Source organism: Pseudomonas sp. IT-347P, from assembly GCF_949768005.1.
Lineage (GTDB): Bacteria > Pseudomonadota > Gammaproteobacteria > Pseudomonadales > Pseudomonadaceae > Aquipseudomonas.
The window spans coordinates 535,018-546,938 of sequence record NZ_CATKPQ010000055.1 but is presented as its reverse complement, the minus strand read 5'-3'; the positions used below and the strand labels follow the sequence as shown (position 1 = coordinate 546,938).

11 protein-coding genes are annotated in these 11,921 nt (G+C 63.0%); 7 read left to right on the top strand and 4 right to left on the bottom strand.

From position 1 onward, the window contains the following. Positions 1-350: 350 nt before the first annotated feature. From cobJ to cobG, 4 genes are read right to left on the bottom strand one after another with little or no spacing between them, the layout of a single operon-like run. Complete coding sequence (gene cobJ, locus ACM6IV_RS21995) at positions 351-2,051, bottom strand: precorrin-3B C(17)-methyltransferase (RefSeq protein ID WP_414871618.1); 1,701 nt, start codon at positions 2,049-2,051, stop codon at positions 351-353. Beyond that, positions 2,051-2,785, bottom strand: a complete 735-nt coding sequence (locus ACM6IV_RS21990; RefSeq protein ID WP_414871617.1) for a precorrin-2 C(20)-methyltransferase — start codon at positions 2,783-2,785, stop codon at positions 2,051-2,053. The genes cobJ and ACM6IV_RS21990 overlap by 1 nt, the downstream gene beginning before the upstream one ends. After that, on the bottom strand, positions 2,782-3,408 hold the full coding sequence (locus tag ACM6IV_RS21985; RefSeq protein ID WP_414871616.1) for a precorrin-8X methylmutase: 627 nt from the start codon (positions 3,406-3,408) through the stop codon (positions 2,782-2,784). The genes ACM6IV_RS21990 and ACM6IV_RS21985 overlap by 4 nt, the downstream gene beginning before the upstream one ends. Beyond that, positions 3,401-4,699 carry a precorrin-3B synthase gene (gene cobG / locus ACM6IV_RS21980; RefSeq protein WP_414871615.1) on the bottom strand — a complete coding sequence of 433 codons (1,299 nt, stop codon included), beginning with the start codon at positions 4,697-4,699 and terminating at the stop codon, positions 3,401-3,403. Before cobG ends, ACM6IV_RS21985 begins: the two co-directional genes overlap by 8 nt. Positions 4,700-4,831: 132 nt before the next feature. On the opposite strand from cobG, the gene cbiE reads away from it, so the two are divergent. The 7 genes from cbiE (at position 4,832) to ACM6IV_RS21945 (ending at position 11,813) form a co-directional block, all read left to right on the top strand. Next, on the top strand, positions 4,832-6,043 hold the full coding sequence (gene cbiE, locus ACM6IV_RS21975; RefSeq protein ID WP_414871614.1) for a precorrin-6y C5,15-methyltransferase (decarboxylating) subunit CbiE: 1,212 nt from the start codon (positions 4,832-4,834) through the stop codon (positions 6,041-6,043). After that, positions 6,036-7,133, top strand: a complete 1,098-nt coding sequence (locus tag ACM6IV_RS21970) for a cobalt-precorrin-5B (C(1))-methyltransferase (RefSeq protein ID WP_414871613.1) — start codon at positions 6,036-6,038, stop codon at positions 7,131-7,133. Before cbiE ends, ACM6IV_RS21970 begins: the two co-directional genes overlap by 8 nt. Next, positions 7,130-7,858, top strand: coding sequence for a cobalt-precorrin-6A reductase (locus ACM6IV_RS21965; protein ID WP_414871612.1), 729 nt, complete (start codon positions 7,130-7,132; stop codon positions 7,856-7,858). The genes ACM6IV_RS21970 and ACM6IV_RS21965 overlap by 4 nt, the downstream gene beginning before the upstream one ends. A 354-nt stretch (positions 7,859-8,212) precedes the next feature. Then, a complete protein-coding gene (locus tag ACM6IV_RS21960; RefSeq protein ID WP_414871611.1) occupies positions 8,213-8,611 on the top strand; it encodes a DUF2946 domain-containing protein in 399 nt (132 codons plus the stop codon). A 48-nt stretch (positions 8,612-8,659) separates the two neighbouring features. Then, on the top strand, positions 8,660-9,139 hold the full coding sequence (locus ACM6IV_RS21955; RefSeq protein WP_414871610.1) for a copper chaperone PCu(A)C: 480 nt from the start codon (positions 8,660-8,662) through the stop codon (positions 9,137-9,139). 21 nt (positions 9,140-9,160) lie between these two features. Further along, entirely contained in the window at positions 9,161-9,607 is a 447-nt protein-coding gene (locus tag ACM6IV_RS21950; protein WP_414871609.1) for a DUF2946 domain-containing protein, read from the top strand. A gap of 85 nt (positions 9,608-9,692) precedes the next feature. Next, positions 9,693-11,813: a TonB-dependent copper receptor gene (locus tag ACM6IV_RS21945; RefSeq protein WP_414871608.1), complete on the top strand. Its 2,121-nt coding sequence runs from the start codon at positions 9,693-9,695 to the stop codon at positions 11,811-11,813. Positions 11,814-11,921: the final 108 nt, after the last annotated feature.

The window sequence follows — 11,921 nt, the reverse complement described above, 5'->3', positions numbered from 1 at the left end:
TGTTCCAAGCCAGACCTTTTGAGCGAGCGCAACACTGAACTCACAATATAAATTCCGCCCAGACTCAAACAAACCCAACCAAGAGCCAGACACAGCCAAACTATTATGCAAACAGGCAACTTTCAAAAAACAAAGAACTCAAGGCGTTTCAGAAGACACACGAACCTACATTTAAACAGGCGCAACTCTGCTATTCCCGACAGCAATGGCCTTAACGACAGAATGCAAAAAGGCCGCGAACTTACAGCTTGCGGCCTTTCTTATCCACTTACTTGCTGTGAATGTATCTAGCACAACGCCCAAACTGTTCGAACTTACTTACAAGTTGGTTCGAACAATTAGCCATCCCCTCAGGAAACCGGCTTCTCCCCATACCAGCGCGGTGTATATACCCATTCCCCTCCCGCAGTGCGGGGGAAGGTGCAGGTAGTGGACGAGCCGATCAGCACCATGGTGCGCATGTCCACCTGATCCGGGGTCAATTCGCCGAGGGTCGTGGTGCGTAGCGTCTGCCCCGGCCGGCCTATATCACGGCCCAATACCACCGGCGTTCCGGACGCGCGGTGCTGCGCAACGATTTCCAGCGCCCGGCCCAGTTGCCAAGGACGGGCGCGGGAGATCGGATTGTAGAACGCCAGCGCCAGATCCGCCTCGGCGGCCAGGTCCAGACGCTTCTCGATGATCGTCCACGGTTTGAGGTTATCCGACAGCGACATCACGCAGAAATCGTGCCCCAGCGGTGCACCGGCCTGAGCGGCGGTGGCGAGCGAAGCGGAAACCCCCGGAAGGATTTCCAGATCGACATTGTGCCAGGCCGGGTCATCCGACTCGTGCAGCGCCTCAAGCACCGCCGCCGCCATGGCGAATACGCCGGGATCACCCGACGACACCACAATCACCGAGCGCCCCTCGGCCGCCAGCCTGAACGCGTGGCGCGCACGCTGCATTTCTTCGCGATTATCGGTGCAGTGCTGGATCTGATCGTCGCGGAACGGGCCAGCCATGCGCACGTAGGTTTCGTAACCGAGCACATCGGTGGCGCGCGCAAGTTCAGCCTTGACTGCCGGCACCATCAACTCCGCAGCGCCGGGACCGAGGCCGATAACGGCGAGACGGCCCCGTGGGCGACCGATGCTCGAAACAGCCAATGGCTGCTCGGCGACGGCGATGGCCAGACCGTTGGCCGTCAAGACTTTTGCCGCAGGCACAGCGACGACCGCCAGTGTTTCGAGGTCGCTCTGCGCGGCGACAAAGCGCAGCGGCACACCCAGCTCAAGCGCCGCTTCACGCAAACCTGGCGAGGCCATTTCAACCTCGGATGCCACCAGGCAAGCCAACGCCGGCATTGCAACACCGGCCTGTTGCAATGCCGTACGAACGGCGTTTGGCAGATCCGCCTCAGCAGCGCTCACCGCCACCGCAACACTGCGCGGATAGATCAACAATTCATGCGCGCTGACCGCACGCTCGGCACTGCCGACGTGGATCGAACGCTGCGCCTGCGGATCTACCGGCAATTGCGCCTGATCCAGCCATGGCGTGACGCCTTCGATACGCACGCTGTGCCCGGCGAGCAGATCGGAAACAAATCGCTTGCCCAGTTCCAGATCCGCCAGCGCATAGCCGCTCGGCGGATTGAGCAGACAGGTGCCGAAACGCAGTTCACCACTGGTGGTGATCGCGGCCGCCACTTGCAGCCCGGCGGCGATGTCCCGGGCCATGCCATTCACCCCGCCGAGGCCACCCAACAGCGGCACCACGGCGCTGCCGTCTTCGGCCACGGCGAGCACTGCCGGTTCGGCGCCCTTTTCCAGCAGCAGCGGCGCCAGCGTGCGGATGACGATACCCGCGGCGCACAGGGCAATGATCGGCGTGTCCCGCTGATACAAATCACGCAGAGTCGCGCCGAATTCCTGATAGGTCAGGTCGGCACCTTCAACGCGCCCGGCGAGGCCGTGGATCTGCGCCGCCGGATACACCTGCTGAATGCGTCGCGCGGTGGCCAGGCTGCCCTGACCGAGAATGACGATGGCTGGGGTTGATTGAGTCATCAGCCTTGCCACCGTTCGCCCGGCACAATGATCAGCGAGAAGTACGGCGACGACATCGGCTCGACCTGATCCATCGGCACGATCTTCTGATTGGCCATGGTCGCGCGTTCGACGTATAGCGCGCGCTCGGCCAGGCCGAGTTCTTCCAGCACCTGACGGACTTTGGGGAAGTTGCGCCCCAGTTTCATGATCACTGCCGCATCGGCATCGGCCAGACGCCGCTTCAGCTCTTCATGGGGCAGCACGCCCGAGAGCACCGACAGACTCTGATTGCGATACACCAGTGGCGCACCCAGCACCGAAGCGCCGCCCAGCATCGAGCACACGCCCGGGATTACCTGGGCTTCGTAACGAGTGGCGAGGCGATCGTGCAGGTACATGTAGGAGCCGTAGAAGAACGGGTCGCCTTCACAGATCACCGCCACATCGCGCCCGGCATCCAGGTGCTCGGCGACCGCCACAGCAGCTTCGTCGTAGAAATCGCTGATGACTTGTTCATAGGAGAGCGGAGCGGGCAACGCTTCGGTGGTCACCGGGTACACCAACGGCAGCAGGTTCTGCGCCTCGACCAAGTGCGCCTCGATGATGCCGAACGCATTGCCTTTCTTACCCTTGGCAACGAAGTACGCCACCACCGGCGATTCGCGCAACAGGCGCAGGGCCTTGACGGTAATCAGTTCCGGATCACCCGGGCCGACGCCCAGGCCAAGCAAACGTCCTCGGGCCTGCATCATTCGATCTCCGTGGCGAGGGCATTGACGGCAGCGGCGGCCATGGCGCTGCCACCGAGGCGGCCTTGCATGATCACGAACGGCACGCCACGGCTGTCGGCGGCCAGCGCGGCTTTCGATTCCGCAGCGCCGACGAAGCCGACCGGGAAGCCAAGAATCAACGCCGGTTTCGGTGCACCGGCATCCAGCATTTCCAGCAGATAGAACAGCGCCGTCGGCGCGTTGCCGATCACCACCACGCTGCCCTCCAGGTGCGGACGCCACAGTTCCAGCGCGGCGGCGGAACGGGTGTTGCCCAGTTCACGGGCCAGATCCGGCACGCTCTCGTCACGCAAGGTGCAGATCACTTCATTGTTGGCCGGCAGACGTGCACGGGTCACGCCTTCGGAGACCATGCGCGCATCGCAGAGGATCGGCGCACCGGCGGCCAGCGCATCGCGCCCGGCCTTGCCGGCACCATCGGAGAACTGCAGACCGTCGACGGCCTCGACCATGCCGCAGGCGTGGATCACCCGCACCGCGAGTTTTTCCAGATCGGCGGGGATGCGCGCCAGATTGGCCTCGCTGCGAATGATCGCGAAGGAGTTGCGATAGATCTCCTGACCGTCGCGGATGTAATCAAGCATCAAGGGGGCTCCGGGAGCGGGCGGCGAGCAGAGTCGCGGCCGCTTCAATAGTAAGGTTGCGTGCGTGCAGCGCGCCGAAACCCGGCTGCGTTGCATCGCGAAAATAGAGGTCGTAATGACCGGGGCTGACGGCCAGCAAGGTTACCGGGGCACAATGGGCAGCGGCGCAGGAGCGCGGGCAGCCGGACAGATGTACGCTCTGCGTTTGCGGCAACAACGTCGCCAGAAGACGGGCATCGCCCTTGGTGTCGGCCAGCCCCTTGCCACAGCCACTGGCACCGGTGCAGGCGATGATGCTCGACAGGGGGTCAGCGGCCTCGATCGACAGGTTAAGGCGCTTGAGCGCTTCGAGCACCCGAGTGGCATCAGTGGCCTGGATGTTGGGCAGCAACAGGCTTTGCCACGGCGTGAAACGCAAATGGCCGTCGCCGAACCGGCGGGCCAGGCGAGCGGCACCGCGCAGCATCGTCGGATCGAGGCGGCCGAGTGGCGGCACAGCACCGACGTAAACAAGCGTGTCGGAGTTTTGCCGATGAGCGCCAATGTGCAGTTCGTTGGCTATCGGTGTGCGCTGCCAATTGCTCACGGCTTTTACCGGCAGGCGCTCTCTCAATACTTCAAGGAACGCCAGTCTCGGCAGCTCTTCGAGCAAATGGCGCATCCGCGTCTGCTCGGGTCGTGCCCGCTCAAGAAACAATTCCAGCACCGAGACCACCAGCGCATGACCATGTTCCAGCGCCACGGCGCCGAGGGCGCGCTCCGTCGGGCAGCCGGCCAGACCGAACGCCAACAACGTTTCGCCGTCGCGCTCGAACGCCGAGAGCCACAGATCATGGGGATGTTCGAGCATCGCCAGCGCTTCGCCGCCATCCAGTTGCACGGCGAATTTGGCACTCAGTTCGTGGAAACGGGGATGACTTTGCAAGGTGTCGAGGATCTGCCCGGCGAGGCTGCGCGTGTCGAAATGCATCTGCCGATCGATCCCGGCAGCGGGGCTGAGCATCAGGTTGCGTACATCGTCACCGGCCGCCGTGCGCGGGCCGAGGCCGGCAGCGAGCAAACGCTCGATCAGCGCTGCAGATTGCTCACCGATCCCGCGAATCTGCAGATTGGCCCGGTTGGTCGCTTCAATGGCCCCGCCAGCAAACTGTTCGGCAGCATCGGCGACCGCGTCAGCCTGAGCGGCACTGATCGAGCCGCCATTGAGTTTGATCCGGCAGATACCGCCGTCCAGTGCCTGGACGATACGCAGCAACCCCGGACAGGCCGAGGGGCGTAAGGCGGTGGACATCGGGCGTTCGTTCAAGGGGCTGACCGGCTGCGTGGCAAAGGCGCTTCGCGGGCGAAGGCGCGGTATTATGCCTGCTTTGTCCGTCGGCATGAAAAGTCTGCCCGTCGGAACGGCGTGTTTAGAGGAATATAGATGTCACCCTGGCTGACGGTAGTGGGAATCGGTGAAGACGGCTTCAAGGGCCTGGGCAAAAACGCCCGGCGTGCCCTGCTGGGCGCCTCGCGGATCGTCGGCGCCCAGCGGCAACTGGATTTACTGCCGGTGTGTATTCGTGGCGAGCGACAGTTGTGGCCGATCCCGTTTTCCCTGGCGCCCGTGCTGGAGCATCGTGGTGAAGCGGTCTGCGTGCTGGCCAGTGGTGATCCGATGTTCTACGGCGTCGGTGCCAGCCTCGCGCGCCAGTTGCCAAGCGACGAGATGCTGATTCTGCCCGCACCATCGTCCTGCTCGCTGGCTGCTGCCCGCCTCGGCTGGCCGTTGCAGGATGTGGTGACGCTGTCGCTGGTGGCTCGACCGCTGGCGGCGCTCAATGCGCAACTGTTCAGTGGCGTGCGTCTGTTGTTGCTGAGCAATGACGGCCAAAGCCCGGCAGCGGTTGCGCAATTGCTCTGCGACCGCGGTTTCGGTTCGAGTCGCATAAGCGTGTTTGAGCATCTTGGCGGTGACGCCGAGCGACGCCTCGACAGCACCGCCAACGCCTGGAATGCCATGTCAGTCGCCGACCTCAATGTCATCGCCATCGATTGTCTGGCCGACGCACAGGCCCCGCGTCTTTCACGTCTCGCCGGGCTGCCGGATTCGGCCTTCCGGCATGACGGCCAACTGACCAAGCGCGACGTGCGCGCCGTCACCCTCGCCCGCCTCGCTCCGACCCCCGGCGAACTGCTCTGGGATGTCGGCGCCGGCAGCGGCTCGATCGGTATCGAATGGATGCGTGCGCACCCGAGTTGCCGCGCCTTGGCCATCGAAGCCGATGACGGCCGTCAGCAATTGATCGAGCACAACCGCGATGCGCTGGGCGTGCCCGGCCTGCAACTGATTCGCGGCAAGGCACCGCAGGCCCTGACCGGGCTGGAGCGCCCGGATGCGATTTTCATCGGCGGCGGTGTGACCCGCGAGGGCGTCTTCGAAACCTGCTGGGAACAGCTCAAACCCGGTGGCCGACTGGTCGCCAACGCAGTGACGCTGCAAAGTGAAATCACCCTGATGAACTGGCGTGAACGCCATGGCGGTGAGCTGACCCGTATTCATGTGGCTCAGGCCCAGCCACTGGGCGAGTTCGATACCTGGCGACAAGCGCTGCCGATCACCGTGCTCGATCTGGTCAAACCCCTCAATGCGTGACGAAACTGCCGAACAACCCGCGCCCCTGCGCAGCGGCCTGACCACCGGCAGCTGCGCCACCGCCACCAGCCTCGCCGCCGCACGCCTGCTGCTCGGCGGGCTGTCGGCCGATGCCGTGCAGATCGTCTTGCCCAAAGGCAAGCAGGTGCAGATGCGCCTGGAGTTCTGCCGGTTGACCGATGACGGAGCCGAGGCCGGGACGATCAAGGATGCCGGTGACGATCCCGACGTGACCCACGGTGCGCTGCTCTACTCGCGGGTGCGGCTGCTGAGTGAGCCGGGAATTCGCTTCAATGCCGGTGCCGGCGTGGGCACCGTGACTCGGCCGGGGCTGGTGCTCGGCGTCGGTGAGCCGGCAATCAACCCGGTGCCACGCAAGATGATCAGCGATCACCTGAACCTGCTCGCCGCCGAAACCGGCTACGGCGGCGGCTTCGACGTTACGGTCAACGTCGAGGGCGGCGAAGCACTGGCACTGAAAACCATGAATCCACGCTTGGGCATTCTTGGCGGACTCTCGATCCTCGGCACCAGCGGCATCGTTCGGCCGTTTTCCTGTGCGGCTTACATCGCTTCGATTCATCAGGGTATCGACGTCGCCAAGACCAACGGGTATCTGCACATCGCCGCCTGCACCGGCAACGCCAGCGAAGACACCATGCGCCGGGTCTACGATCTGCCGGAAATCGCCCTGATCGAAATGGGCGATTTCGTCGGCGCGGTGCTCAAGCATCTGCGCAAGGTGCCTGTGGATAAACTGAGCCTGTGTGGCGGCTTCGGCAAGATCAGCAAACTGGCCGCCGGACACATGGATCTGCACTCGCGGCATTCGAGCATCGACTTGCCGCAACTGGCGGAGTGGGCGGCGGCGATTGGCGCCGATGAGGTGTTGCAGCAAGGCATTCGTCAGGCCAATACCAGTCAGCAGGCGCTGGCCATGGCCAGTGCGGCAGGGATCGCGCTCGGTGATGAAGTCTGCCGCCATGCGCTGAATTTTGCCCGCAGCGTGGTGCCGACGCAGGTGCAGGTCGAGGTGTTTGCGATTGATCGTCAGGGCGGGATTGTCGGGCATGCCGGAGGTTTTGCATGAAGCGGATATTGCTCCTCGGCGGCGTGACCGAAGCACTGGCGATTGCCCGCACGCTCGGGCCAGAACATATCTACAGCCTCGCCGGTGTTGGCCGGGTGCCGACCGATCTGACCTGTCAGGTGCGTGTCGGTGGTTACGGTGGTGCTGAAGGTCTGGCGCAATTCATTCGTGACGAAGGCATCGATCTGCTGCTCGACGCCACGCACCCCTATGCCGCACAAATCAGCCTGAACGCGGCGACCGCCGCGCGACTGACTGGCATCCCCTGCTGGGCTTTGCGCCGCCCGGCGTGGCAGCCGCAACCGGGAGATGACTGGCGTGAAGTCAGCGACTGGGCCGAGCTGATCACCGCCCTCAAACCGTTCCGCCGCCCCTTGTTCACCCTCGGCCGCGAACCGCTGCAGCACCTCGATGAAATCCCTCATGACCAGTTCTGGACCCTGCGCGCCCTCGACGTCTACCCGGGCAATGAACGCTGCGAAGTGATCGGTGTGCGGGGGCCGTTTCTGCTTGAGGATGAGCGCGCACTGTTCGAGCGGCGGCAGATCGATGTGTTGATCAGCAAGAACAGCGGCAGCACCGCGACCGAGCCGAAGCTGGAAGTGGCGCGTGAGCGTGGGGTGCCGGTGATTGTGTTGAAGCGTCCGGGGTTGCCGGGGGTTGATCGGGAGTTTGCCTCGGTCGACGCAATCCTCATGGCCCTCGCGACCTTCAATCGGATTTAAATCATTCGTACCGTCACTCCGATGTACTCAGATCATCTGGACGACACAGACCTTTGTAGGAGTGAGCCTGCTCGCGATGACGTCAGCGCGGCCAGCACCTCATTGCCTGACACACCGCTATCGCGAGCAGGCTCACTCCTACAATGTCCCAGGCTCAACTGGATATCTGACCTGCGTGATAAATGGGAGCAAGCCGCTACACTCATTTATAACGGCGAATCAAGCTGGGGCGCAGGCTTCTCAAGCTCTTGAAGGAAGCGCTGCGACACCAAACCGCACGCCGCTTTTTTACTTATAGGCCCCGATCAGGCTAAATAGCCGCGCACCTGATCGCCCACCCAATGGATCTGTCCCATGAACCGACACCGGCTAGCCATTGCCTGGATCGCCTGCTTTGCAGTGCTGTTCAACATGCTCGCCATGCCGATGACCGGGGCGATGGCGCAGGCGGCCAGTTCACCGGCCGAACAATTGCTCTGGAGCAGTTTCTGCACCGGCAGCGGGACTAAGATGGTGGCGATCAACATCGGCGACACCGATCAAAAGGCCCCGACCAACGACAGCCATTCGAACATGCAGCATTGCTGGTGCTGCTCGGGCTCGGCGCCATTGGTGGCGCTGCCGGGGCACTCGCCGCAGCTGTATTTCGCCCGCTTTGAAAGCAATCGCAGCGTGGCGCCCGCCTTGCTGCAAACACCGACGCCGCGCCAGCAATGGCCGAGCCTCAATCCCCGCGCTTCCCCTCTGGTTTGATTTGTTCGCGCAATTGACCTGCGTTTCAAATCGTTCTGGAGAACTGCCATGTTGAACAAACTCATCGTAATCGCTGCGCTGCTGCTGCCGGCGTGCTTTGCCCATGCCCACGAATACAAGGCCGGCGAGCTGGAAATCGCCCATCCGTGGTCGCAAGAGTTGCCGCCGAATGCGCCGACGGTCGCCGCCTATTTCATCATTCACAACGCCGGCAAAACTGACGATCGGTTGCTCAGCGTCGACTCGCCGATTGCTCCTGAGGCGCAACTGCACGAGCACGTCATGCAGGGCGATCTGATGAAGATGCAGCAAGTGCCGAACGTGAAAATCCCGGCCGGCGGCAACGTGACGTTTGCGCCAATGGCCTGGCACGTGATGCTGCTCAACCCGACCGATCGCAGCCTGCTCAGCGACGGCAAACGCTTCCCGCTGACGCTGCATTTCGAGAAGGCCGGTGACATCACCGTCGAAGTCTCGGTGCAGAAGAAGCCGCCGGAAACCACGCAGACCCACGCGCACGCCCAGTAAGCCTTACGGCAGACTCCGCCCATGCGCCCGCTGAGCGCCAGGCCCTTCCGGCAACGCCGTCAGACTCGACACCTGACCCGCGGCAGCTGGATCGCCCTGTTCGCCATGTTGATGATCTTCATCGGCCCACTGATTTCTCAGTCGATGCCGATGGATCAACACGCCTCGACTTCCATGCCAATGAGCATGGACATGTCGATGGACATGCCGGGCATGGATCACAGCGGCCACGGCGCCAAGCCTTCCGCCGAACACTGCCCACCGCAATCCTCGCACCACGTCCTCTGGGAAAAGTGCGGCTACTGCAGCCTGCTGTTCAATTGCCCGGCGCTGACCGGCGACGGCGATTTTGTCGCCTTCGACATGCCGCTGCTGAACACCTTCACCCCACCCGCCACACGCCTGGGCCACGCCCGGCAAACCTTTTTTCCCGGAGCGCGCAGCCGCGCGCCGCCAGTCGCAGCGTAAACACCGCACCTCTGATTGCACACGGTTGAGAAGACAGCTTCAGGCTGCCGGCCGTGTCGTTTACGACTGTTTGATGGAAATTGTCATGTCCAGGTTTGCTGCTGTTCCACGCTCGGGCGTTGCCCCGGCGTCCTTCGCTTCGAACGAATCGCCGATTCGTTTCAGGCACGCTAGCGCCGTTCTTTGCGGTGTCCTGCTGTCCCCACTGGTACTGGCCGATGATCACACCGGCCACAACGAAGAACTCAGTCCGACGGTAATCACTGCGATTGCGCCGAGTTCACCGCTCACCATCGTCACCAATCCAAAAGATCCGCGCCAACCGGTGCCGGCCAGCGACGGCGGGGATTATCTGAAGACCATTCCCGGCTTCGCCCTGGTGCGCAATGGCGGCACCAACGGTGACCCGGTACTGCGCGGCATGTTTGGTTCGCGTCTGAATATCCTCACCAACGGCAGCATGATGCTCGGCGCCTGCCCCGGCCGGATGGACGCGCCGACCTCGTACATATCACCGGAAACCTACGACAAACTCACCGTGATCAAAGGCCCGCAAACTGTACTTTGGGGCCCGGGCGCATCGGCGGGTACGGTGCTGTTCGATCGTGAACCGGAGAGCTTCGGCGAACTCGGCACGCGGGTGAATGCGAGCATTCTGGCCGGCTCCCACGGGCGTTTCGACAAAGTCGTCGATGCCGCTGCCGGTGGCCCGTCGGGCTACGTGCGCGTGATCGGCAACACCGCGCATTCCGACGATTACCGCGACGGCAACAACGACATCGTCGCCTCGCGTTACGACAAGTGGAACGGTGACATCGCGGTCGGCTGGACCCCGGACGCCGACACGCTGATCGAACTCACCGCTGGCAAAGGCGACGGCGAAGCACGTTACGCCGGGCGCGGCATGGACGGCTCGCAGTTCCTGCGTGAAAGCCTCGGCCTGCGCTTGGAAAAATCCAACATCACGGATGTGCTGGAGAAACTCGAGGCGCAGGTCTACTACAACTACGCCGACCATGTGATGGACAACTACACCCTGCGCACGCCGTCCGGCACCGGGATGATGGCCGGGCCAATGGCTTCCAACGTCGACCGCCGCACCCTCGGCGCGCGGATCAAGGCCACCTGGCGTTGGGCCGATATTCAGTTGATCACCGGCCTCGACGCGCAGACCAACGAGCACCGCCAGCGCAGTGCGATGGGCATCGATACCTACAAGGATCAGCCGTACAGCAAGGACGCCGATTTCCATAACTACGGCGTGTTCAGCGAAATGACCTGGTACGTTGCCGACCGCGATCGCTTGATCAGCGGCGCTCGCGTCGATCGCGCCTCGGCCAAGGATTATCGGCAGACCAGCGGCTCGGGAATGATGTCTCGCCCCAACCCGACCGCCGACGACACCCGCGCCGACACCCTGCCCAGCGGCTTCGTGCGCTACGAGCACGACCTCGCCGACAGCCCGACCACGCTGTATGCCGGCCTCGGTCACGCACAGCGTTTCCCGGATTACTGGGAGCTGTTTTCGCCCAAGTCCGGCCCGGCGGGATCGGTCAACGCGTTCGATTCGATCAAACCGGAAAAAACCACGCAGTTCGACTTCGGGGTGAACTACAAGAGCGCCGCACTCGAAGCCTGGGCGTCGGGCTATATCGGCGTGGTACGCGATTACATCCTCTTCGATTACACCCCGGCCATGATGGGCATGAGCACCTCCCGCGCCGAGAACATCGACGCGCGCATCATGGGCGGTGAACTCGGTGCCGCATACGAACTCACCGACCACTGGAAAGCCGATGCGACCCTGGCCTACGCCTGGGGCAAGAACAGTAGCGACGGCAAGGCGCTGCCGCAAATGCCGCCGCTGGATGCACGGTTCGGCCTGACTTACAGCGAAGACAACTGGAGCGCCGGCGCACTGTGGAGGGTGGTTGCCGCACAAAACCGTATCGATCAGAACAAGGGCAACGTGGTCGGCAAGGATTACGACAAGAGTTCGGGCTTCGGCGTGTTCTCGCTCAACGGTGCCTGGCGGATCAACAAACACTGGAAGGTCAGCAGCGGCGTCGACAACCTGTTCGGCAAGGCTTACGCCGAACACCTGAACCTGGCGGGCAACGCCGGATTCGGCTACCCGGCCAACGACCCGCAAGCGATCAATGAACCGGGGCGCACGCTCTGGACCAAGGTCGACATGAGTTTCTAACAGCATCGCCAGCAGGCTGGCTCCCACTGTAGGAGTGAGCCTGCTCGCGATCGGTTGCGCAGCAACCGCCAATGACAACTGGAAGATCCAAGCCCAGCGGAGCACACG

Excerpts from the sequence above, each read along its gene's own strand:
- cobJ (WP_414871618.1), bottom strand. The coding sequence starts at position 2,051 with ATGACTCAATCAACCCCAGCCATCGTCATTCTCGGTCAGGGCAGCCTG.
- ACM6IV_RS21990 (WP_414871617.1), bottom strand. The coding sequence starts at position 2,785 with ATGATGCAGGCCCGAGGACGTTTGCTTGGCCTGGGCGTCGGCCCGGGT.
- ACM6IV_RS21985 (WP_414871616.1), bottom strand. The coding sequence starts at position 3,408 with ATGCTTGATTACATCCGCGACGGTCAGGAGATCTATCGCAACTCCTTC.
- cobG (WP_414871615.1), bottom strand. The coding sequence starts at position 4,699 with ATGTCCACCGCCTTACGCCCCTCGGCCTGTCCGGGGTTGCTGCGTATC.
- cbiE (WP_414871614.1), top strand. The coding sequence starts at position 4,832 with ATGTCACCCTGGCTGACGGTAGTGGGAATCGGTGAAGACGGCTTCAAG.
- ACM6IV_RS21970 (WP_414871613.1), top strand. The coding sequence starts at position 6,036 with ATGCGTGACGAAACTGCCGAACAACCCGCGCCCCTGCGCAGCGGCCTG.
- ACM6IV_RS21965 (WP_414871612.1), top strand. The coding sequence starts at position 7,130 with ATGAAGCGGATATTGCTCCTCGGCGGCGTGACCGAAGCACTGGCGATT.
- ACM6IV_RS21960 (WP_414871611.1), top strand. The coding sequence starts at position 8,213 with ATGAACCGACACCGGCTAGCCATTGCCTGGATCGCCTGCTTTGCAGTG.
- ACM6IV_RS21955 (WP_414871610.1), top strand. The coding sequence starts at position 8,660 with ATGTTGAACAAACTCATCGTAATCGCTGCGCTGCTGCTGCCGGCGTGC.
- ACM6IV_RS21950 (WP_414871609.1), top strand. The coding sequence starts at position 9,161 with ATGCGCCCGCTGAGCGCCAGGCCCTTCCGGCAACGCCGTCAGACTCGA.
- ACM6IV_RS21945 (WP_414871608.1), top strand. The coding sequence starts at position 9,693 with ATGTCCAGGTTTGCTGCTGTTCCACGCTCGGGCGTTGCCCCGGCGTCC.